Annotated in this window: 18 protein-coding genes, 1 rRNA gene and 1 riboswitch; of the genes, 1 reads left to right on the top strand and 18 read right to left on the bottom strand. The window is 56.8% G+C overall.

Annotated elements, in window-relative coordinates; all coding sequences use genetic code 11:
- From QMF38_RS11320 to QMF38_RS11240, 17 genes are all read right to left on the bottom strand, one after another.
- Window positions 1-93: ribosomal RNA gene (locus QMF38_RS11320) — 16S ribosomal RNA — on the bottom strand; the annotation flags it as partial.
- Window positions 94-621: 528 nt separating this feature from the next.
- Window positions 622-996, bottom strand: coding sequence for a VOC family protein (locus tag QMF38_RS11315; RefSeq protein ID WP_281759472.1), 375 nt, complete (start codon window positions 994-996; stop codon window positions 622-624).
- 531 nt (window positions 997-1,527) lie between these two features.
- Complete coding sequence (locus QMF38_RS11310) at window positions 1,528-2,415, bottom strand: EamA family transporter (protein WP_281759471.1); 888 nt, start codon at window positions 2,413-2,415, stop codon at window positions 1,528-1,530.
- Between the two features lie 66 nt (window positions 2,416-2,481).
- Window positions 2,482-3,768 carry a phosphoribosylamine--glycine ligase gene (gene purD / locus QMF38_RS11305; RefSeq protein WP_058094244.1) on the bottom strand — a complete coding sequence of 429 codons (1,287 nt, stop codon included), beginning with the start codon at window positions 3,766-3,768 and terminating at the stop codon, window positions 2,482-2,484.
- A 20-nt stretch (window positions 3,769-3,788) separates the two neighbouring features.
- Window positions 3,789-5,387 (bottom strand): bifunctional phosphoribosylaminoimidazolecarboxamide formyltransferase/IMP cyclohydrolase, encoded by a 1,599-nt coding sequence (gene purH, locus QMF38_RS11300; protein ID WP_058094245.1) that lies wholly within the window; start codon window positions 5,385-5,387, stop codon window positions 3,789-3,791.
- Between the two features lie 67 nt (window positions 5,388-5,454).
- Entirely contained in the window at window positions 5,455-6,483 is a 1,029-nt protein-coding gene (gene purM, locus QMF38_RS11295; RefSeq protein ID WP_281759470.1) for a phosphoribosylformylglycinamidine cyclo-ligase, read from the bottom strand.
- Window position 6,484: 1 nt separating this feature from the next.
- Window positions 6,485-7,921 (bottom strand): amidophosphoribosyltransferase, encoded by a 1,437-nt coding sequence (purF, locus tag QMF38_RS11290; protein ID WP_058094366.1) that lies wholly within the window; start codon window positions 7,919-7,921, stop codon window positions 6,485-6,487.
- Between the two features lie 46 nt (window positions 7,922-7,967).
- Window positions 7,968-10,205 carry a phosphoribosylformylglycinamidine synthase subunit PurL gene (gene purL / locus QMF38_RS11285; RefSeq protein WP_058094247.1) on the bottom strand — a complete coding sequence of 746 codons (2,238 nt, stop codon included), beginning with the start codon at window positions 10,203-10,205 and terminating at the stop codon, window positions 7,968-7,970.
- Window positions 10,186-10,878: a phosphoribosylformylglycinamidine synthase subunit PurQ gene (gene purQ, locus QMF38_RS11280; protein ID WP_058094248.1), complete on the bottom strand. Its 693-nt coding sequence runs from the start codon at window positions 10,876-10,878 to the stop codon at window positions 10,186-10,188. The genes purL and purQ overlap by 20 nt, the downstream gene beginning before the upstream one ends.
- Window positions 10,875-11,135: a phosphoribosylformylglycinamidine synthase subunit PurS gene (purS, locus tag QMF38_RS11275; protein WP_058094249.1), complete on the bottom strand. Its 261-nt coding sequence runs from the start codon at window positions 11,133-11,135 to the stop codon at window positions 10,875-10,877. The genes purQ and purS overlap by 4 nt, the downstream gene beginning before the upstream one ends.
- The gene (purC, locus tag QMF38_RS11270) at window positions 11,132-11,848 is read right to left on the bottom strand and encodes a phosphoribosylaminoimidazolesuccinocarboxamide synthase (protein ID WP_058094250.1); all 717 of its coding nucleotides are present in this window, start codon (window positions 11,846-11,848) and stop codon (window positions 11,132-11,134) included. The genes purS and purC overlap by 4 nt, the downstream gene beginning before the upstream one ends.
- 41 nt (window positions 11,849-11,889) lie before the next feature.
- Entirely contained in the window at window positions 11,890-13,182 is a 1,293-nt protein-coding gene (gene purB, locus QMF38_RS11265; RefSeq protein ID WP_281759469.1) for an adenylosuccinate lyase, read from the bottom strand.
- A gap of 103 nt (window positions 13,183-13,285) precedes the next feature.
- On the bottom strand, window positions 13,286-14,818 hold the full coding sequence (guaA, locus tag QMF38_RS11260) for a glutamine-hydrolyzing GMP synthase (RefSeq protein WP_058094252.1): 1,533 nt from the start codon (window positions 14,816-14,818) through the stop codon (window positions 13,286-13,288).
- A gap of 209 nt (window positions 14,819-15,027) precedes the next feature.
- Window positions 15,028-15,129, bottom strand: a riboswitch (purine riboswitch).
- Between the two features lie 251 nt (window positions 15,130-15,380).
- Window positions 15,381-16,361 (bottom strand): aldo/keto reductase, encoded by a 981-nt coding sequence (locus tag QMF38_RS11255; RefSeq protein ID WP_058094253.1) that lies wholly within the window; start codon window positions 16,359-16,361, stop codon window positions 15,381-15,383.
- A 31-nt stretch (window positions 16,362-16,392) separates the two neighbouring features.
- Window positions 16,393-18,606 (bottom strand): transglutaminase family protein, encoded by a 2,214-nt coding sequence (locus QMF38_RS11250; protein WP_058094254.1) that lies wholly within the window; start codon window positions 18,604-18,606, stop codon window positions 16,393-16,395.
- The gene (locus QMF38_RS11245; protein WP_058094255.1) at window positions 18,590-19,810 is read right to left on the bottom strand and encodes a DUF58 domain-containing protein; all 1,221 of its coding nucleotides are present in this window, start codon (window positions 19,808-19,810) and stop codon (window positions 18,590-18,592) included. The genes QMF38_RS11250 and QMF38_RS11245 overlap by 17 nt, the downstream gene beginning before the upstream one ends.
- Entirely contained in the window at window positions 19,807-20,760 is a 954-nt protein-coding gene (locus tag QMF38_RS11240; RefSeq protein ID WP_390854531.1) for an AAA family ATPase, read from the bottom strand. Before QMF38_RS11240 ends, QMF38_RS11245 begins: the two co-directional genes overlap by 4 nt.
- Window positions 20,761-21,274: 514 nt before the next feature.
- On the opposite strand from QMF38_RS11240, the gene QMF38_RS11235 reads away from it, so the two are divergent.
- Entirely contained in the window at window positions 21,275-21,712 is a 438-nt protein-coding gene (locus QMF38_RS11235) for a hypothetical protein (protein WP_058094257.1), read from the top strand.
- 69 nt (window positions 21,713-21,781) lie between these two features.
- Here the strand turns inward: QMF38_RS11235 and QMF38_RS11230 are convergent, their stop codons facing one another.
- Complete coding sequence (locus QMF38_RS11230) at window positions 21,782-23,317, bottom strand: DHA2 family efflux MFS transporter permease subunit (protein ID WP_281759467.1); 1,536 nt, start codon at window positions 23,315-23,317, stop codon at window positions 21,782-21,784.
- Window positions 23,318-23,658: the final 341 nt, after the last annotated feature.

Here is a 23,658-nt window from a genome sequence, read left to right as displayed (position 1 = left end):
TCCGCCGCTGACATCCGAAGATGTCCGCACGACTTGCATGTATTAGGCACGCCGCCAGCGTTCGTCCTGAGCCAGGATCAAACTCTCAATGAAATCTCACTATCCCGCATACGCGAGACAGATGAACTGGCGTGATGTGTGTTTAGTTTTCAAGGAGCGACGCTGCCGTTCGAGGCAGCCCAATCAATATATCACATCTCACACTTCATCGTCAACCGGTAAGTTTTGCATCACTCACTCACTGGCGAGCTCAGCATCTTCACCGACTGGCCACCGGGCGTTGCCGTAGGGCGCCGTCCCAAGCGGCATCGACTACTATACTACGCAGGACGTTGGTTGTCCACTAGAAGATGTTGGTGACCCAACTCATCTTTGAGGAACCCCACAACGCGTAGTTTGGCAAGATGAGCGCCGCCATCACAGCGGCGAAAAGCATAGTAACACCCTTCGCCGCCTGTGTCAAGCTAAAAGGACGTCATGCATGACATGAACGAGAAATTCAGAGTTGAGAAGAACTTGTTCTCGTCTTCCACCTTAACGAATATCTATACTCGATACATAAAAGAGAACCGTCCCAAACGCATTTTTACCCCTTATGAGACAGCCCTTTGTACCTGTTCCTTACCGGTCGATCCACTCAAGAAACTCCAAGCGATTGCCGAATGGATCATCTACATAGAAACGGTTTGCGCCCTCGAGCGGCTCATCTTCCTTAACTTGAACTCCGTGTTTGACGAGCCGTTCGCGGAGGGCCTCAAGGTTTTTGACGTGGAAGGCCGGATGCGCCTTTTTTGCCGGAACAAAGTCGTCTTGAATACCAATGTGCAACTGATGAATGCCAGCTTGGAACCAAACGCCTCCGCGCGTCGCAAGGTTGGCTGGTTTGGGGATCTCCGCCATACCCAAAATGTCGCCAAAAAACTTGCGGGCTTCATTTTCTGATCCCTTTGGTGCAGCCAGTTGCACATGATCAATGCCCGAGAACGAATAGGACATGTATGAAACACCTTGCTTTCCATTGATTTGTCCCGACCCGACTTTCATCAGCCTTTGCAGATTCACGAGGCCTTGTGCTACAAAAGTCTTCGAACATGAAAAAGGATTTGAGCCCAGGTCGTCTCATAAACAGTTATGTAATGTCGAAGGTGCTTACCGTGGGCTATCTACGGTCTCACCTTATTATAGCGTTTACGAAAGCATTCACTTTGACGATGGTATTCCGATTGCACAGGGTTGAAGGTATCTCCGATTTCATAAGGTGATTCACAAGCCTGGAATTCCTTATGCCTATCCGGAATAACAAATAAATCTCTCGATTTCGAATTTAGCATTGTTTTGTTTCCGAAGTGAAGCGGCTTAATGTCGCCATCGGTTCATCGGTCAGTGGCTCATGCAACGAGGATACCTCGCAACAACGCAACGCATAGGGTCATGACGTCACCTTGTCCGACCGAGCCACTGTTCCCGCCTGAACCTCCCTGTAGATGACGACGCGGTTTAGGAAAACGTCCGCTTGCCGGAACAAACCTACAACGACTCGCCCTTGCGCCCAACCGCTTCACTGACCACGATACCCCCAAGAATCATTACTACTCCAAACCAGCGTAACGGGCCGACGACATCCCCATTAATTAACCAGGCCCCGAAAACAGCAACTGGCAGTTCCATCGTACCTAAGACGCCAGCCATGCGTCCACCTATGTGCGGAATAGCGATAAGGCTCAATAAAGTCGGTAGGATTTGACTCAACAGCGCAATCCAAAACCCCCAGTACAGCGTCGGCAAAGGATGCAATCGAAAGCTGTGCCATAACAGGCTTGGTGGGAACGGGATAGAAACAGCGATCCATGCGGCGGTAATGACCAGGGCTGCACGAAGCTGGGGCGAGACATCCGGATCGTTATACCCACTGATATATAAACTTATGGCATAGGCCAAAGCAGAAACCAGTCCGAGTCCTACGGCCCACAGTGGCATGGCGCGCCAAGCACCTGGTGATGCTCCGACTGCCAAGTAGGTACCAAGTAAGATCAGTACGAGGCCAATCCACTTCCAACGTCCAGGTAAGCGGCGCTTGACGAGAATATCGATGAACATCGTCATCCAAACAAACTGAAACATAAAAACGACGCCAAGCGAGGCTGGGAGAACGGTCAGCGCCCGATAGTAGGCGTACGAAAACAACGCATTCATGAGTCCGATCGCGACGATAAGCAGCCACTGGACGCGGTTAATGCGCTTACCCTTGTGGCGAAACAGCGCGAATATCCACAGCACAACCGCTGCAACGGCATATTGCCCGTCGGTCGTCGCGGCGGCACTCAGTCCCGCACCATAGGCAAGACGCAGAATGGGCGATACGAGGCCATACGCCGAGGCGGCCAACAACATGAAAACAGCATACACGCGAACCATACCTCCCTGCGAAAAAACCGGGGCATCCCCCGGTTTCTCGCCTGAACGTATGATAGCGTAACGTGGTTAGCGCTGCCAATTATGTGCGATGTCGCGGCGATACTGCGCTCCAGCAAAGTGAATGCCCGCGATCGCGCTATAGACGCGATCAATTGCCGCAGGTACGTCGCGATCGACGGCGCTCACCGTCAGTACACGGCCCCCAGCCGTCTCAACGCCGCCAGACTGCCCGCGCCGCGTGCCCGCATGAAAGGCGGTCACTTCTTTCGGCAACTCTCCTGGCAACGAAATTGGCGTACCCACGTCAGACTTTGCTGGATATTCCGCGCCGGCCAGCACGACGCAAACCGACGCCGCATCGCGCCAAGCGACAAGCTCAGGTCGCAGCTCGTCGTGCGCAACTGCCCACATGATGTCAAACAGATCACTTGCTAACAAAGGCAGGACCACTTCTGTCTCAGGATCGCCAAAACGGGCGTTGAATTCGACGACCTTTGGTCCCTCATCTGTCAACATTAGTCCTGCATAGAGGACACCGCGGTAGGTGATGCCTTGCGCAGCCAATTGTCGCACTGCGGGTGCAACGATGGACTTTGTAACACGCTCGATCACGTCGCTCGTCACGGCTGGTACCGGCGCGAATGCTCCCATGCCGCCTGTGTTCGGCCCCTCGTCGCCATCGCGCAACCGTTTAAAATCGCGTGCCGGAACCATCGGGACCACCGTGTGCGCATCGACCAAGTACATGCACGATACTTCCTCACCCTGCATGTATTCCTCGATCACGACGCGATGCCCAGACGTTCCAAACCGGTTGCCCTCAAGCATGTCGCGCACTGCCGCCTCGGCATCTGCCAACGTCTGTGCGACGACGACGCCTTTGCCAGCGGCAAGCCCATCCGCCTTGACGACAACGGGAACAGGTTGCGTGCGCAAGTAACTCAGCGCTTGTTCGACGTCCGTAAATGTCGCAAACCGCGCTGTCGGCACGCCTGCCTCCTGCATCAACCGCTTTGAGAACGCCTTCGATGCTTCTAACTGTGCGGCGGCTTGCAGCGGCCCGAACGCCGGAATACCCGCGGCGGCGAGTTTGTCCACCAAGCCGTCGGCAAGTGGCTGCTCTGGCCCTACAACGACGAGATCGATCTGTTCGTCACGAGCAAACTGGACTATCGCATCCAAGTCTCCGAGAGTAGTGGCGACACACGCCGCCAGGCCCTCCATGCCTGGATTGCCTGGTAGCGCAAAAAGCTCAGGGCGCCGCGGACTTTGTGCAAGCTTCCAGACAATCGCGTGTTCACGTGCGCCCTGCCCCACGACCGCGATCCGCGGCGGCCGCTGTTGTGACCACATCTTCGTTCCTCCCTCTGTCATCAGTGCAAGAAGTGCCGTTCGCCGGTGAACACCATGGCGATACCGTATTCGTTTGCGGCATCAATGCTCTCTGCGTCGCGGATCGATCCGCCGGGTTGGACGATGGCCGTAACGCCCGCCTTTGCCGCCGCGTCTACCGTGTCGCGCATCGGGAAAAATGCATCAGACGCCAACACGCTGCCGTTGGCTCGCACGCCGGCCTGCGCAATGGCGATCTCCGCCGCCCCTACGCGATTCATCTGACCTGCCCCGACCCCGAGCGTCATGTTGGTCGTGGCGAGTACGATGGCATTGGACTTGACGAATTGCACGGTCTTCCAAGCAAAGCGCAGGGCTTCATATTCCTCGGCGCTTGGTTGACGAGCGGTCACGACTTGCCAATTGGCCGTTTGTACGGGTGCCCCCTGATCGACCGCCTGTATGAGGAAACCGCCCGAAACTCGCTTCCAAGTGAGCGCATCCGGTGTCCACAGGGGTTGCTGCATGTCGACGATGAGAAGGCGCAGGTTTTTTTTCTTTGCAAGAACGGATCGCGCCTCGTCCAAGAACGCGGGAGCGATCACGATTTCGAGAAACAGGTTGGCGAGCTTTTCCGCGAGGGCTCCGTCGACGGGCCGATTCAAAGCCACGATCCCGCCGAAAATCGAAACAGGATCGGCCTCATACGCGCGCCCAAACGCTTCCGCGATGGTTTCGCCGCGTCCGATGCCGCATGGATTCATGTGTTTGACAGCCACCGCAACAGGCTGCTCGAAGTCGTCAAACGCCCGCAAAATGTTAAGTGCCGCGTCGGCATCCTGAATGTTGTTGTACGACAGTTCCTTCCCCTGAAGCTGCTCGGCGCGCGCGATGGTCGCCGCCGTCGCCCCTGGCTCCATATAAAAGTGCGCCACCTGATGCGGATTTTCACCATAGCGCAAAGCCATCTTGGAGACGCCGGTGATGTGCACCATGCCGGGCCACTCGCGCGCGCCATTGACTTGCGCTGGCACCTCGTGCGCCGCCGCTTTCGTCTTCCCCGCCAGGTAATCGGCGACCAACGCGTCGTAACGAGCGGTGACCGCAAACACCTTGGCAGCTAATTCGCGCCGCAGGCCGGGCGTCACTTCATTTTGCTGCAAAGCGGTCAGGACCCGATCATAGTCGGCAGGATCGATAACCGGTAGCACAAACTCGTGATTCTTCGCCGCACTGCGCAACATAGCCGGACCGCCGATATCGATCATCTCGATCGCCAACTCATCCGTCACATCCGGGCGCGCGATGGTTTGCTGAAATGGATAAAGATTGACGACGACGAGATCGATGAGCTCAATCCCGTGAACCTGTACCGCCCGCATGTGCTCCTGGTTGTCGCGACGTGCAAGAAGCCCTCCATGCACTTTGGGATGCAAAGTCTTCACGCGCCCATCGAGCATCTCGGGGAAACCCGTATGTTCATCAATCGGCTTGACGGCAATGCCATGTTCGGCAAGTAGCTTGGCCGTTCCACCTGTCGAGATGATCTGATAGCCCAGTCGGACAAGCCCTTCACAGAATGGAACGATACCTTCCTTGTCGTAAACGCTGACCAGCGCGAGCTTTGTCACGTTTTCCATCTCCCTAGCCGTGTGTAGTCACTTTTCTCTATACGATGTCACCCGCTTGCCGCGCGAGTTCCCTGGTTTACGCCCACAAAACGCCTGCGTCGCCCTGCTCGATCACGCCGATGCGGAACACTGTCTCCCCTGCCGCCGTCAGGCAATCTGCTGCCGCAGCCGCCGCATCGGCTGGCACGACGAGCACATAGCCAATGCCAAGGTTCCAAATGCGAGCGGCTTCCTGAAACGGCACGTCGCCTGCCTGCATAAGCCACGAAAACTCGGCGGGCAACGGCCACGCCGCGCGATCGATCCGCGCCTGTACGCCACCTGGCAGCACGCGTGGCACATTTTCGACGATGCCCCCGCCCGTAATATGCGCCATGGCGTGCACAGGCACGCCTGCCGCGAGCAGCGAGCGGACACTTTGCACGTAGATCCGCGTCGGTTTAAGCAGGACGTCTGCGACGGTTTCGGCCATTCCGGGAAACGTGTCGGAAAGCTTAAGCCCCGCTCGCTCAACCAGCTTGCGCACGAGAGAATAGCCGTTTGAATGAATGCCATTGGACGCAAGCCCCAGCACGACGTCGCCAACATGCACCTTTTCACCGGTGATCATATCCGGGCGGTTGACCACCCCGACCGCGAAGCCAGCCACATCGTAGTCGCCATCCGCATACATGCCTGGCATTTCAGCCGTCTCTCCGCCTACAAGAGCCATACCAGCCGCCTGGCAGCCATCGGCGATGCCTGCAACAATGCGTTCAGCGACATCGACCTCAAGCTTTCCGACCGCAAGATAATCCAGAAAATACAGCGGCTCCGCGCCAACAGTCAGAATGTCGTTGACGCACATCGCCACGCAGTCGATCCCAATCGTGTCGTGCCGATCCGCCGCGATTGCCACCTTCAATTTTGTGCCGACGCCGTCCGTACCGGAGACGAGGATGGGTTCCGGATAGCGCGCGAGATCGAGCGCAAACCCGCTCGCAAACCCACCAATTTGACCGATAACCTCGGATCGCGTGGTGCGTTTGGCTAAACCTTTGTAACGTCGAGCAGCTTCGTTGCCTGCCGCGATGTCGACGCCCGCTTGTTTGTATGCGTCCACCAATTCAACCCCCTATGCGAATCGGCTCGATCTCTTCATTTAACCCCTGATCCACCAGTTCCGTCGGATACCGACGCGTGAAGCAGGCGTTACAGAACGGAACCGGATCGCCCGGTGCAAAGTTGAATCCAGCCATCAATTCGTCGACCGTCAGAAATTCCAAACTGTCCGCTTCGATCAGATTGCGAATTTCCTCGATGGAATGCTGCGCCGCAATCAGTTCGTCTTCTTTGGCGGTATCGATGCCATAGTGGCACGGGCTGACGTACGGCGGACTCGAAATGCGCACATGCACCTGAGTCGCCCCGGCCCCGCGCAACAAGCGGACGATCCGCCGCGAAGTCGTCCCGCGTACAATGGAGTCGTCAATCAGAACGACGCGCTTGCCTTCCACAATGGAGCGAACCGCATTCAATTTCAGACGCACCCCCGTGTCGCGCAAGGCTTGGGAAGGCTGAATGAATGTTCTTGCGATATACTTATTTTTAATCAGTCCCATTTCAAGCGGCAGTCGGCTCGCTTCCGCATAACCCGCGGCCGCCGACACGCTCGAATCCGGCACGCCAATGACAATGTCGCCGTCCGCTGGATGCCGCTCCGCTAAGAGCTTGCCGAGACGCTTGCGGACGCTGTGTACGTTCCATCCGTCGACATCGCTGTCAGGGCGCGCAAAATACACATGTTCAAAGGTGCACATACGACGTTGACGACGTTCTGCAAACCGCGTCGAGGTTAAGCCTTCCCGCGTGATGCGGACGAGTTCCCCCGGCTCAATATCGCGTAGCAACGTCGCGCCCACCGTCTCGAGTGCACACGATTCCGAAGCGACGATGTACGCGTCACCGAGTTTACCAAGCACCATCGGTCGTAGCCCAAGCGGATCGCGCAGGGCAATCAACTCGTCGTCGCTCAAGATGAGAAACGCAAAGCCCCCTTCGATCCGATTGGCCGCCAAGCTGACCGCCTCCGTCAAATCGTCGACGCCCGCCTTCGCGATCAAATGCGCGATGACCTCAGTGTCAGCCGTCGTTTGAAACAAGCTTCCTTCTTGCTCAAGCTGAATCCGCAACCAGCGTGCATTGACCAGATTGCCGTTGTGCGCAATGGCGAAGTTGCGCGCATGTGTCGACAAAGCGATGGGCTGCGCGTTCTGAATCGTGTTCGATCCCGCCGTGGAATAGCGCACATGTCCGATGGCAGCGTGTCCCTTGAGTTGTTCCAACTCGCCCGACTTAAATACGTCCGTTAAGAGCCCAAGCCCCTTGTGGCTGAACATGTGCGATCCGTCGGTCGATGTGATACCAGCCGCCTCTTGGCCGCGGTGCTGCAAGGCCACCAAACCGTAATAGGTCAGTGCGACTGCCTGTTCGTGTCCGTAGATACCAAATACGCCACATTCCTCATGCGGTCTATCGTCCACATCGCTATAGGCCGCTTGCATGTTATGCCACTCGTCCACGCCTTGTCTCCCCTTCCAGCTCTCTCTGTTACGCGCTCGCGCCTGCCGCAGCCGACTGCAACGCCATCGGAATGGCACGCTCGAAGGCGTCCCGCAATGCGGTGAGCGAGATCGTAAAGGCGGTGTCGCCGGCCTGCCGGACGACGACATCATCTGTGGCACCAAGCGAGCCGAGCTTGCGCGCAGGTACCGCATGTGTATCGGCCAACCGCGCCAGTTCTGCTGCACAATCCTTCTCCACGGCGACCAGCGCGCGCCCTTGGGCCTCTGAGAACAGCCAACCCAACAGTTCCATCTCAACCGGCGCGTGAATCTCGCCACCGACATCGCATTGAATCATCATTTCGGCAACGGCAGCCGCAATGCCACCTTCGGTCACGTCATGTGCTGCCACCGCAACCTGCGCGCCAGCAATCGCCTGCAACAACTCGTGCAACCGGCGTTCCTCAGCGAGATCGATATACGGCGCATCTCCCACTGGCTGGCCGCATACCAATTCCCCGTACAGCGTGCCGTCAAGACGGTCGTCTTCGCGGCCAAGCAACCACAGTTCGAGGCCCGCCGCTACTTCGCGCGCTGGCGCACTCGGCAACCGCTTTGCGATGCCGTCGATCACGCCGACCGCGCCGACAACCGGCGTCGGCTGGATGTCGAGGCCGCGCGATTCGTTGTACAGCGAAACATTGCCACTGACCACAGGCGTGTCGAGCACCTTGCAGGCATCGGCCATGCCGTCGATCGCGTCACTCAACTGCCGCATGACTTCGGGCTTTTCGGGATTTCCGAAGTTTAAACAATTCGTAATCGCAAGCGGTTTGGCGCCAGTCGTCGCCAGGTTGCGCACAGCCTCCGCAACGGCAATTTGGCCGCCCCGCCGCGGATTGAGCGCAACATAGCGCGAATTGCCGTCCGTCGCCATCGCGATGGCCTTGTCCATCCCTGGCACCTTGACGAGAGCCGCGTCGCTACCGGGGCCCATGACAGTCTGCGCACGCACCATCGTGTCATATTGCCTGTACACCCAGCGCTTGTCCGCGACGCTCGGGTGGGCAAGTATCGCCAGCCACGCCTCGTGTGCAGACAAGGACGTCGGAATCGACGCGCTCTCCACCGTGATGTCAGGCCCAATTGGCCGCTCATAAACCGGCGCCTCGTCGACGAGCGCAACGACCGGCATATCCCCGACCACTTCGCCGTGCCAAATCAGCCGCAACCGTCCATCGTCTGTCACGCGACCAACATCAGCCACCTCCAGCCCGTAGCGCTGAAAGATATCGAACGCCACCTGTTCGCGTCCACGTTCCAGAACCACGAGCATGCGCTCCTGCGATTCCGACAACATCATTTCGTACGGCGTCATGCCCTCTTCGCGCACAGGCACGCGATCCAACACCAATTCAAGGCCGCCACCTGCGCGGCTAGCCATTTCCGCCGAAGACGACGTCAGTCCTGCTGCACCCATATCCTGAATCCCAACGACAGCACCCGACGCAATGAGTTCGAGACACGCTTCCATCAGCAGTTTCCCAAGGAACGGATCTCCCACCTGAACGGCGGAGCGCTCCTTCTCCTCTGGATCTTCAGCCGATGCAAATGTCGCTCCGTGAATGCCGTCCCGACCCGTGCGGGCACCGACAACAAAAACGGGATTGCCAACGCCTGTAGCCGTACCGCGAACAATGCCGTCCGCGGGCAAAATCCCGACACACATCGCATTGACCAGTGGATTGCCGCGATAGGTCGGACTAAACTGAACCTCTCCGCCAACCGTTGGAATGCCGACACAATTGCCATAACCGCCGATCCCTGCGACCACTTCACTGAACAAGTAGCGCGTGCGCGCATCGTCGAGTGGGCCGAAGCGCAAGCTGTCGAGAAACGCCACAGGGCGCGCACCCATCGTGAAGATATCGCGCAGGATACCACCGACACCGGTGGCCGCTCCCTGGTACGGTTCGACCGCCGAGGGGTGATTATGGCTTTCCATCTTGAATGCCACTGCCATGCCGTCGCCGATATCGACCACACCCGCGTTCTCGCCGGGGCCCTGCAGCACCTGCGGTCCGCTTGTGGGGAACCGCCGCAGGTGAACCTTGGAACTTTTATAGCTGCAATGCTCCGACCAAAGCACGCCGAAGATTCCGGCCTCCACGTAATTTGGCAAGCGTCCGAGTTTTTCCACGACCAAGTCGTATTCCGCATCGGTCAGACCGAGCGAGCGGTATACGCGTTCGTCACGGATCTGTTCAGGCGTTGGCTCGCGCATGTGCTAAGCCCTCCTCGACATATTGGTGCATCGATTGAAACAACCGCCGACCGTCCACAGAACCCATCCAATCGAAAATCGCGCGTTCGGGGTGCGGCATGAGTCCTAGTACGTTGCCGCCTTCACCAAGAATCCCGGCGATATCAGCCACCGATCCATTGGGACTGTCCGCATAGCGAAACGCGATCCGCCCTTCGTTGCGAAGGCCAGCGACCGTTTCCGGATCTGCATGAAACCTGCCTTCTCCGTGTGCGATGGGAATTTGGATGCGTTCCCCAAGTTGGTACGCACGCGTGAAAGGACTTGTATTGTTGTCGACGATGAGTTCCACCATCTCGCAGCGAAACTGCAAATGGTTGTTGCGCAAAAGTGCTCCAGGCAACAGATGTGATTCGGTCAAAACCTGAAATCCATTACAAATCCCGAGCACGAGCTTGCCCTCTGCCACTTCTCGCCGCACCGCCTCCACCGCTGGTGAAAAGCGCGCGATGGCCCCGCTGCGTAAATAATCGCCGTATGAGAAACCTCCCGGCAAAATGATCGCGTCATAAGCAGACAAATCCGTTGCATCGTGCCAAACGAGATCGACCGCATCCCCAGTCGCCTCGCGCACGGCCTGTGCCGCATCTTCGTCGCAATTCGATCCGGGAAAGACTACGACCGCCCACTTCATACGCCCGTCTCCTTCAGCTCATACGCGTACGTCTCCATAACTGGATTCGACAGTACGCGCTCGCACATTTGCTCCACCGACTTGCGCGCCTCTTCTTCGCTTTCGCCCGTTACCGTCAAATGCATATACTTGCCGATGCGCACGTTTTGCGCGCCGTCAAAACCGAGCGTGTGCAGCGCCTGCTCAACCGCGTGGCCCTGCGGATCGAACACAGACGGCTTAAGCCATACTCGAACTTCCACGTCAAACGTCTTCACGCTGATAGGCCTCCTTTAATGCGCCGCCACACTTCCTGGTACGCGTCCTCGACACCGCCAAGATCTTGGCGGAATCTGTCCTTGTCCAATTTTTGATGCGTCTCTTTGTCCCACAAGCGGCATGTGTCCGGCGAGATTTCGTCAGCCAGGACGATCTCGCCTGACGGCAAGCGCCCAAACTCGATTTTGAAATCGACCAGTTCCAGTCCGCACGCCGCAAAACGTTCCCGCAGCAAGCGGTTGATTTCGAGCGCCCGCGTGCGCAGCTCACCCAGGTCTCGTTCGGAAGCCAAATTAAGTACCAGAGCCTGGTCATCCGTGAGCAAAGGATCGCCCAATTCGTCGTTCTTGTAATAGAATTCGACAAGCGGCCGTGGCAATACGGTCCCTTCCGCGATCCCGAGCCGCTTCGCAAAACTGCCGGCGACAATGTTGCGAACGACTACCTCAAGCGGAAGAATGTCGACTTTGCGAACAATGGTTTCTCGCTCCGACACCTGTTCGACGAAATGCGTCGGTACGCCATGTTCGGCGAGATATTGAAACAACAGATTGCTCATCTGATTATTGATGGCTCCCTTGCCCTCTATCTGCCCACGCTTTTGGCCATTAAACGCGGTCGCATCGTCTTTGTAATAAACTTTGACCAACCCTGGTTGATCCGTTGCGAACACTTTTTTTGCTTTGCCCTCATACAGCATCTCTGCCGCCATTGCGAGCACCCTTTCGCATTCAAATAGCTTGGCTGGTGAAATCACCAGCCAAAGCGATGGAAAATCGTATCGACGTGTTTGATGTGCCAAGCGGGATCGAAACAAGCCTCGATGTCATCCTGAGAGAGGACAGCGCGAATCGGTTCTGAAGCAAGTACCAAATCCTTAAACGACCGACTTTCTTCCCAAGCCTGCATCGCGAGCGGCTGCACCGTATCGTAGGCCGCTTCGCGCGACATGCCTTTGTCAATCAACGTCGTCAAAACGCGTTGTGAGAACACAAGACCGTGCGTGCGCTCCATGTTGCGGCGCATGTTTTCGGGATAGACGTGCAAATCGCTCAGGATACGGTTCATGCGATTCAGTAGGTAATCAATGAGAATCGTCGCGTCAGGCAGAACGACGCGCTCAACGGAAGAGTGGCTGATGTCGCGCTCATGCCAGAGCGGCACGTCTTCCAGCGCAGGAATCACATAGCCGCGCAACACGCGGGCGAGACCGGAGATTTGCTCGCAAGAAACTGGGTTGCGTTTGTGCGGCATGGCCGATGAGCCTTTCTGCCCTTTATAAAACGGCTCTTCGACCTCGCGTACCTCTGACTTTTGCAAGCCGCGAATTTCCGTCGCAATCTTGTCCAACGTTGTACCGATGAGTGCAATCGTAAAAAGAAACTCCGCGTGCCGATCCCGCTGCAGGGTCTGCGTGCTGATGGGCGCTGGTTTGAGCCCTAGGCGAGCGCAAACTTTCTCCTCAACCTGCGGATCGACATTCGCATACGTGCCGACGGCCCCCGAGATCTTGCCGTAGCGCAGACGCTCGCACGCAGCGTCAAAACGCTCCAGATCGCGTTCGATCTCGGCATACCAAAGTGCGCATTTCAGCCCAAATGTCGTTGGCTCCGCATGAACACCGTGCGTGCGACCCATCATGACCGTCGTGCGGTGGCGTTTGGCCAATGCCTCCAACGTGCTCAACAGGGCCTCGAGATCCTCGCGAATGATGGCCATCGGCTTGCGTAGCTGCGCAGATAGTGCGGTGTCCACGACATCAGTCGAGGTCAATCCATAATGGACCCACTTGCGTTCCTCGCCGAGCGACTCCGAGACAGCGCGTGTAAAAGCCACGACGTCGTGCCGCGTCTCACGTTCGATTTCGAGCACGCGATCGACATCAAACCGCGCATGCTCACGAATTTTGCGTGCGTCTTCAGCTGGAATGACACCGAGTTCGGACCACGCCTCCACGGCGAGGATCTCCACCTCCAGCCACCACTTCATGCGCGCTTCCAACGTCCACAGTTCCGCCATTTCAGGGCGACTGTACCGATCGATCACGCCATCTTCCCCCTCGTCTTTGCTGTCTCTATCGTAACACGAATCCGCCTGCGTCCGAACGTTAAATTTGAAAACAAATCGAACGTTCGGATCGCAACTTCATTTACTCCCATTCAATGGTCGCTGGCGGCTTCGACGTGATATCGTAGACGACGCGATTCACACCAGGCACTTCATTGACGATGCGCGTCGAAATTCGAGCCAAGACTTCCCACGGTACGCGTGCGAAGTCAGCCGTCATGCCCTCTTGCGAAACCACGGCACGGATGGCCAACGTGTGAGCATATGTGCGCTCATCACCCATCACACCGACCGTGCGGTTGCTCGTCAGAACAGTGAAGTACTGCCAGATCTCACGAGCAAGCCCTGCATTCGCCACCTCGTCACGCAAAATCGCGTCCGATTCACGCACAATGGCAAGCTTGTCCTCCGTCACTTCGCCAATCACGCGGATCGCCAAACCCGGGCCTGGGAACGGTTGGCGCCACACCAGTTCGGAGGGCAATCCAAGTTGTTCGCCGAGACGTCTGACTTCATCTTTAAATAACTCTTTGAGCGGCTCGACGATTTGAAACCGCACATCTTCTGGCAGACCGCCGACATTGTGATGAGACTTGATGGTTGCCGCCGTATGCGTACCACTCTCGACAATGTCGGTATACAGTGTGCCCTGCACAAGAAAATCGAAAGGCCCTAAGCGCTCCGACTCTGCCTCAAACACACGGATAAACTCCTCGCCGATGATCTTGCGCTTGCGCTCCGGGTCCTCAACCCCCGCCAACTTGCCAAGGAAGCGATCACGTGCGTCGACACGCACGACGTCAATGCCCAGCTGCCCGCCGAGCGTCGCCATCACGCTGTCGCTCTCTCCCTTGCGCAGAAGGCCGTGATCGACAAACATCGCTGTCAGTTGATTGCCGATGGCGCGGTGCACGAGGGCGGCTGCGACCGAAGAATCGACACCGCCGGACAGGGCAACGAGTACCCGCTTGTTCCCGACCTGCTCGCGGATTTTGGCCACCGATTCTTCAATCAGATTGTCCATCGTCCAATCGCCATGGCAGCCGCAGATTTCAAATAGGAAATTGCGAAGCATCTCCGTGCCGTACTCACTGTGTTGCACTTCCGGATGGTATTGCACCGCATAAAGCGAACGTTCCGGTGCACTCATCGCCGCAATCGCGCCCGAGTCAGTCTTCGCATCGAGCCTAAACCCGGCTGGCACACCCGTCACGACGTCGCTGTGGCTCATCCACACCTGTTGTCGCTGCGGCAAATTCGCAAACACCGGCGATGCATCCGCTGCAACGTCAATATGCGCTCGCCCGTACTCGCGCACGGCTCCCCGTGCGACGTCCGCGTGAAAGAGCTTTGCTATGAGTTGCATGCCGTAACAAATGCCAAGGATGGGTACACCGAGTTCGAAGATGGCCGGATCGACCGTTGGTGATCCTTCGGCAAACACACTTTTAGGACCGCCTGAAAACACAACACCTTTCAGTGGTTTCTTGCGCAACTCGTCGGCGGGAGTGTTGTATGGCAACAGTTCCGAATAGACTCCCAGTTCGCGAATGCGTCGCGCAATCAGCTGATTGTACTGTCCTCCGAAATCAAGAACGGCTACGACTTCATGCATATCTGTCTGGCACTCCTTTATGGGAAAAGGTCGTCTGAGGAGAGGTAATAAAAAAGACCGCCCTGTCCCACCAACATTGTGGGTACGAGGGTCGGCCCATGTATGACATGGCGAAACACCAACGTCCCCCGCACATTGTCGCAGACGAAAGGTGCACGAAACAAGCGCAGGTGCACAATTCGCACGACATGCGGAAAGACGCAGTGATCCGAATTTACCTCCGACCTCGTAGCCAGGCAATTTACGGTTGCCTCGTAGAGACTGCCAAGCCATATTCTTGGCATTATACGAGTCTGGAATCACGCAATCATTCTATAGATTCACTAGCTTGTCGTCAATTGCTGAAAGTTGTCATTGGAGATGGTGAACATGAGCATGTTGCGAGTAGGAAGGCTAATTGAGAGAAACGTCATATAGCTTAAAGCTTAGTCTTCTTAGCAAAAACCGCAAAACCCACTGGTAGCTGAGGGCACCGCCCATGTTTTCTGGGGTGGCCGTATGGAATTTTGAGGAATCCACGCCACTCCCAGCAGCCAGGCACAAGGCCCGGCCGCCGGCGACTTTAGAGCGCCCCCACCACAGGGTGCGGTACATATGGCTGTTCGAGATACGCAATTTCCTCGTCAGACAATTTCACGCTCAGAGATGCCACTGCGTCGTCAAGATGGCGTTCCTTCGTCGCGCCCACAATCGGGGCCGTGACCGGTTGCTTATGCAACAGCCATGCCAAAGCCAGCTGCGCTCGCGGTACGCCATGCTTGTCTGCCAACTCGGCAACGCGATCGATGATGTTCTGATCCGCATCTGCCATCGGGTCGTATTTCGCCTTTTGGACTTGATCCGTTTGCGATCTCGCCGTTGTTTCGGTTTTATCGCGCGTCAATCGCCCAGAAGCCAAGGGGCTGTACGGAATGACAGCAATCTTCTCCGCGGCACACAACGGCAACATTTCTCGCTCTTCCTCGCGGTAAATCAAGTTGTAGTGATTTTGCATGGACACAAAGCGCGTCCAACCGTGTTTTTCAGCCACAGTAAGCGCCTTCAGAAACTGCCACGCATACATCGCGGACGCACCGATATACCGCGCCTTGCCGGCCTTCACAACATCGTGCAAAGCCTCCATCGTCTCTTCAATGGGGGTGGTATAATCCCAACGGTGAATCTGATATAAGTCCACATAATCTGTGCCCAGTCGCTTTAGACTGTTATCGATTTCCGCCATGATCGCTTTGCGCGATAACCCTTTCCCATTCGGGCCCTCGTGCATGGGGAAAAACACCTTGGTGGCGATCACGACTTCGTCACGCCGCACAGATTCCTTTAGGATCTTCCCGACTATCTCTTCACTCGTACCAGCAGAATAGACATTTGCCGTGTCAAAGAAATTGATGCCATAGTCGAGTGCCTTTCGGATGATGGGACGAGCGTCGTCTTCATCAAGTACCCAAGGATGTTGCCAGAGTCCAGGCTTACCAAAGCTCATGCAGCCGAGGCAAATGCGCGAGACGTCCAAGCCTGTATTACCAAGCTTCACATATTCCATAGCTCCATCCTCCAATTCTAGCCAAACAGCTTCATTCGTCCTTGATTGTACGCTGGATCCTGGCCCGGTCAATGCCCAAAACGACTGCATCTGTCACGTAATCCACAAACGTCGTGGACTTGCCTATCATCCGCCGCCATCGATCCAGTGGCTCGCGCAAGCGCAACTCCGCACCTGTTTCCAACGACGCCCCTCCATACAAAACGGCCTCGGCCTCATTCAGCCAAGCAAAAAATGCCTCTTGGCTCGTACCAGATGCTTGCGCCAACGGCCATAGCTGGCGCAGTGTGGCGGACTTACCGACACGCGGTAGAGAGCGTTGCAAGAGTTCCCTACACGTGCTTGCCAAGGCTAGCTCGGGTGCCGTTCGCCAGAGTCGTTCAAGCCGCCTCGCGCGAACTATGTAGCGCACGACGATGGCACAGAGGCATAGCGCGAAGATAACGCCGAAACTAAGGGCTGCCCATACAGTCCAACGAAAGCGGGTTATTTCACCGGTTTTCGACAAGGTGTCCCGAGTTTGTTGCGTATGCGTCTGTGTGAAAGGATGCCCTTCACCTGTCGGCGATGGCTGTCCGCTCCCATCCCCGGGCGATCCTCCCTGCGACGTGACGCCTGTGCCAAACGGCATGTGGAAAGTCGGCGTCGGATCAAACGGAATCCAGCCGTACTCCGGAAAGTACACCTCAACCCAGGCATGTGCGTCAGCATCCGTCACTACATAGGTGTCGGGTCCTGCCTGATTGGCATGCGAAACGGCAAACCCCGTCACCCAACGCGTGGGTACACCCAACGTGCGCAGCATGACGGCCAAGGCACTCGAAAAGTTGTCACAGTATCCACGATGTGACTGAAACAAAAACTGAGCGACATAATCCTGGCCATCGGTAGGTGTCGGCACATTGGTCGTGGTATACATTTCGTGCGCCTGCAAATACGACATGAGACTCTTGACCATCTCGAATTCGGTCGTGGCATGCGCCCGTTGGACCGTCCGCTGTGCCAGTGCTGCAACCGATTTGGGCAGCGTCGAAGGTAGTTGCAAGTCGTTTTCCTGCACGTCTAATGGGATGGCGCGTTTCATGGCGGCAAACGGTTCGCGAATTCTGGCCAATAGGGGATACGGATTTGTCGGGACGGTCGTTTCCACCTCATAGCTCTGCCCTGGACGTAGGCGCGGCGCTTGAATATTGCCCTGTACCGTGTCCAAGGCAAAGCGGCCATCGTACAACCCTGGCAATCGGATGACGTCCGTCACCTCGTAGCCAGCCAGCAAATCCGAAGTGTCGACTGGGGACAACAGCGTGATCGTCTCGTCGAACGATCGCGCCGGCAAACCGGTGAATCCGTTGTCTGCAATCAGCTGATCGAGTTGCTCCGATTGCATTTGGCTATCCGTCAACGGCGCAGAAATCCAGCCCTGGCCGGTATAGGTCGCCAATGTCTGGCCGCGCAGGTACGTCGGTTCCGGTGCTGTGAGCGTCAACACCGGTCGTGAATTTTGGCTTAGCGACCCACCAAGTTGGGCATCGTTCAGCGTATACCCCGTAACCAAGCCGCTTGTGTCCATGGATTGCCCCCCGCGCCCCGCGTGCGCACCGGCGAAAGTTCGGTGTGGAAAGACAGCAACAAGCCCTCCTGCGACAGCCAGAATAGACGTCACCGTCGCCGCCACACGCGCGAGTGCTCGCGTCTCCCACCTGTAGCCGCCACGGTGCACAGCCAGCGCAAAAAACATAACCGCAAGCAGTGCGACGGCGGCTTGCAAAGACTTGACCGGCGCCATGCTCGACAACGCAATCAGCCCCGCACACGCGATGGCGTTATAAAACAACCACAGCACTGTACGGCGGCTGGCGTACGAAACAAGCCAATAAGCGCCGGTTAGCAGCCAGACAAAGAGCCATGTCTGTAGCGGATCGGCCAGTGTTCCGTGGTGAAACACTTCGCTGAACTCGCGGGCGATGACGATGGCCAGATGCACAGTACTTGGCACAAATCCCACGTGCGTGTCCTGCCAATACCAGGCAACATAAGCGCATGGCGCGAGCAACGACACGCTGACTCGCACACCGCGCCAGGGCGTCGAAGCGCCTGAAGCAAGCACAGCCAGTAGCCAGAGCACGGATCGAAAGCCGTGCAACGCACCCGCGCCCGCAATGGGTAGAACGGCCGCGGCCAACCAGATGGCAGCGAGCCACGCATACACGACACGTGTAGCCAATCGATCACGCCCTGTGACCATGGGCATCCCCCTTTGCGAGTAGCGTCAAATCGCGTGGCTCATGTATCCAACACACTTGTGCCCCGCGCTCGGCAAGCCAAGCCACGGCAGCCTGGACATCCGGGTTGCCTTGCGCTGCACTTGTCACAGCCAGATGGAGTCGCCCAGCAAACGAGCCAAGCAATGCAGCTTGCCTTGTTGCGATGGCGGTGCCAAGCAGAAGAATAGAGGCACTTTCACCTGGCACGTGAGACAACAAGGCCTGCAGATCTACGGCTTCATCCTGTCGCGTGCAACGAGCGAGGGCATCGAGCAACGCGACGGCCGGATCCGCGCCTGCCAAGCCGCTGTCGTAACGGCCAAGTGTCATGACCACCCGATTGGGCAACGCCAAGCTGACGTGCGCTCCAATCCGACCGGCTTCCCGCAAGGCCGTCGCAGTCAGCGTCATGACCAACTCAAATGACGCGTCATCCTCCATCGCCTCCCCACTTGTCCAGTAGGGCACAAACAGCCAGGTTCGATCCGCCGGCGGATCGAACGATTTCGTATACAATGTGCCTTGTCGCAGGGAAGCAGGCCAGTGTACACGTGCCAGTGGATCGCCCTCGCGATAGGGATCAATTCCGCCGACCGCGCCCCATTCAGCGCGGCGCAAGCCGGAACCACGGCTACCTGCCATCACATGCCGCGGCATTGGCAGACACCCGGGCAGATCGAGAGCTTTGGGATGAACGATGACTTCGGCTACCAGAGGCAAGCGCCGCCGTACACTGACAAAGCCAAAAGCATCCGCCATTTCGATGCTGACGCCCGAGACGCGATGCACTCCGCGTGGCACGTTCAGTAGCGTGTACTGCCAAACAGCCGATCGCCGCCAGAGCATCAACGAACGAATGGGTGTTTGTTGGGAATGTAGCGCAAGCGCGCCTTCCCAATCGTCGCGCGGACGCAACCACATGATGGGTAGCCAACCTTGCCGTTGGATAGCGAGGCGCACACAAATGTCGGAACTGGCCATCGTCCGCATCGGCAACGTGCGCTGTACACGCAACGGCTGCAGAGCGGATGCGACCAACAGACATTCGTAAAACCAGAGCGCCCACAGTGCCGCAGCGATAAAGAGCGCCGCACCGTGCCCAAGCAGCCATGCAACGATACTGACGCCTACCGCGATACAGGCCAGTAGAGCAAGCTTAACGGGCCAATCGATGCGCTGCGTCATCGGGTACCATCGAGGCGTGGCACAGACACCTCGGATATCACTTGTTCCATCACATCCGCCACTTGTACGCCGCCAAAACGCGCTTCAGGTGTAAGCCGCAAACGATGCCCAAAAACGTGCGGTGCAACCCATTGCACATCGTCGGGTACGACATACGTGCGCCCACAAAGATAGGCATTCGCTTTAGCAGCCCACAACAAGGCCAGACTCGCGCGCGGACTGGCCCCCAGGTTGAGGTCAGGATGGCGGCGGGTAGCTGCCGAAAGCTCTGCGATGTAGTGAAGAACAGCGGGATCGACATGCACGTTTGCCGCCGTTTGTTGCCACGCATGGATCCGCTCCGGGCTCGCCGATGGGGTGAGTTGCGCGAGCGGGTCTGCCCCGCCGTGGCTCGCCAGCATCAAAACCTCGTCGTCGACACTGGGATATCCTAGAGTGAGACGAAAGAGGAAGCGGTCGAGCTGCGCCTCCGGCAGCGGAAACGTCCCCTCAAATTCAACTGGATTCTCTGTCGCCAACACCATAAACGGTGAAGGCAACTGGTATGTCTGGCCGTCGACGGTCACCACCCGTTCCTCCATGGCTTGCAACAGTGCGGATTGCGTACGGGGCGACGTCCGATTGATCTCGTCGGCGAGAATCATCTGGCCAAACACAGGGCCACGGCGAAATTCGAAGTGACCCTTATGCTTGTCGTAGACGGAAAAGCCGATCACGTCGGATGGCAGCATATCGGGCGTGAACTGTATGCGCTGCAACTGACAGCCAAGTACCATAGACAAGGCGCGCACGAGCGTCGTCTTACCGACTCCTGGCACATCTTCAATCAGGCAATGGCCACCCGCGATCACGGCAACCAGCAGCAAGCGCACGACGGATCTCGGCCCAAAAACCACCGTTCCGATTTGTTCGCGGATATTTTCAAACTCTGTCTGCCATCGATTTGCCATCCATTCCCTGTAAAATTCCACAGGTCTATCTCCTGTCTCCCGAAAATCTCTGTTCCCATACTAGCAAAACTCATTCTGTAAGGCCATGGAAAATACGTGAGGTGCGAATCTTACGTTGTTAAACAGCGATCTCTGGTCAACGTGTCGAATCGAATCATAGGCGGGCGAACAAGGGCCATATACTTTGATGAACGCGCTTTCTGGCGGACCTTCACCCCGTCAGTCCATGGCAAGCTGGTTCGCGAAAACGGCAAGGACGGAAGGAGTAATCTGGTTGAACCTCTTCCTTGGCAACATGGCAGCGTCCCGCTGGTCACTTGCGAACATTGGACCGTTTTACAGGATCATACTTCGCAAATCGGTTGCGAGTTTGTTACGATCAGAGTGGTACCTGCGGCGTCTGTTCAAATCGCCCAATGCCATGCCATTTCGATGCCAGCATGCATTTGTTGCTTTGTTACAACGACCACCGGATGCGATTTGTTCGTAATCCACCGACGGAGGTTTGCAAACTATGAGCTGGGAAGCGGAATGGAAGCAGTTCTATACTTCCGATTCGGGACCTACTCCTCGCTACGGCAAAAATCCGTTTCCGAAGAGTGCAAAGCGCTGTAAACGCTGCAAAATGCCGTCTGAATTGCAGTTTTGTATCGTATGCCAAACTGAATTTGTCACGCAGGCCAGACTCTGTTTCACAACCGTCATGGACGCGATTGCGATTCAGGAGGAACCCAATCGCGCATATGAAGAGAAGCGTGCGGCGTATAAAGCGGCGAAACGTCGCTTGAAAGGCCTTTTAGAGCTGAAGTCATACGGTGTCACCTTCGAGCAGACGCCATACTTTCGAAAAGAGTTGCGCCGTTTGCGCGAGCGGCTGAAAGAGGAAAAGGCGATTGCCGCATCCGTGGCTGCTGACACGGCTGAACAAAAAACGGCTGCCCATCGTCAATGACGTGACGATTGGGCAGCCGTCTTTATTTGCGCCCTGCTGCGACGGCAGCGCGAGCGCGATCGAAAACACTTAATCTTTTCCAACCACCAATTCGGATTCTTGCAAAGCGTCGACGGGGTGGCGATTTGCCCGCTCCTGCCGTTCTTCCAAAAAGTCCGGTTGTGGCGACGTTCTACGCACAAAGAAGGCCATAATGAATGCTGCCACGGACGCTGCAACTGCCACCATGAACGCATCGTTGATCCCCATCACGGTTCCCTGCGCCAGCGCGTGCGCCGCTGCCAGTTTGTCGGTCGGCGCGATGTGTTGCGCAAGCATGATGTTTTGCACGTGCACCTTGGCGCGATCGGTCATCACCGTCACCAACAGCGCCGTACCAACCGCGCCTGCCACCATGCGCAGCGTGTTGAGCATGGCCGTGCCAAACGGATTCAGGCGCAAAGGCAACTCGTTTAACCCTGCAGTCATAAGAGGCATCATCAAAATCGACATACCGAACATGCGCAAGGTATACACCACGGTGCAGTAGAGGAACGTCGTGTCTGTCCCCAAGCGCGTCAGGCAGTACGTGGTTGCGGCCGTAATCGCCAGACCGATGACGGCGAGCCAACGCGCGCCCATAAGATCAAACAGTTTGCCGGTGACGGGCGACATAATGCCCATCAAGATGCCCCCTGGCAAAAGCATGAGTCCCGACAACAGCGGCGAAAAGCCGCGGACGTTCTGCATGTACATCGGCATCAGAATGACGCCTGCAAAGAGCGCAACGGAGACGATCACGTTGATGATGGTCGTCAAGGTGTACATGGGATAGCGGAATATCCGAAATTCGAGAATCGGCTCGCGGGTGGCCAATTGCCAGAATACCAGAGCCACAAGACTCGCGGCGCCTACCGCCAGGCTGACGATGACGTCAACGCCACCCCAGCCGACCGAACCGGCCTCGCTGAAGCCGTATAACAGACCACCAAAGCCAATCGTCGATAAAGCTGCGCCTAGGCCGTCAAACTTAGGCCGACTCGTGGTCGTGACATTGCGCATGAGAAAGATGGCCAGGATCAAATCGACAAACGCGATCGGCATGATAATGTAAAACAACGTACGCCAAGACCCGTTTTGCACAATCCAGCCAGATAGCGTAGGTCCAATGGCAGGTGCAAAGTTGAGCGCAATACCGAAGATGCCCATCGCCATTCCCCGCCGTTCAGGAGGGAACAGCCGGAAGACTGCGTTCATCATGACGGGCATGAGTACCCCCGCCCCCGCGGCCTGCACGACGCGGCCAACGAGCATGATGCCAAAGCTGGGGCTAAGCCCGCAGATGACGGTCCCGATGAAGAACAGGGACATCGCTGTAATGTACAACTGTCTCGTGGTGAAGCGGGCAATGAGATAAGCCGTAATCGGAATGACAATGCCATTGACAAGCAGGTAAATCGTTGTCAACCAGTCACCGGTCGTCGCCGAAATATGCATGCGATCCATAATTTGCGGCAGAGCGACGTTGATCAACGTCTGGTTGAGGAACGCGACGAACGCGCCAGCGAGCATGACGCCAAACACAGGCACGACGCGCACGCCAGTCTGTTCTGATGCAGAACGCATATGTAGTTGTTTCCCCCTTTAAAATGGACGCTCCATTGCAATCGCAGCTTTGGAACTATACGTCGCCAGTTGGAGCTTACGTTGTGATCAAAAGACGAAAAGCAGCTTTAGGCAGTGATATAGAGGAGATTCGTACCTTCTGTGAACGCGAGGATATGCATTCTTCCAGGCACGAAATGATTACTTATAGGCTATCATTTGTGCATCGATCGCGCAAGCATATTTCGTGAACAATTTGTTGCAACTTACAAAAGTGAAGTTAGGAGTAAAAAGGGGAAAGGGCAAGAGTGTTAACCGGACAAACAAGGCTGCTGGTTGCCCACAGAGTGCAACCAGCAGCC

This window comes from Alicyclobacillus hesperidum subsp. aegles (assembly GCF_027923525.1).
GTDB classification, from domain to species: Bacteria; Bacillota; Bacilli; order Alicyclobacillales; family Alicyclobacillaceae; genus Alicyclobacillus; species Alicyclobacillus aegles.
This window is presented reverse-complemented; position numbering and strand designations above follow the sequence as displayed.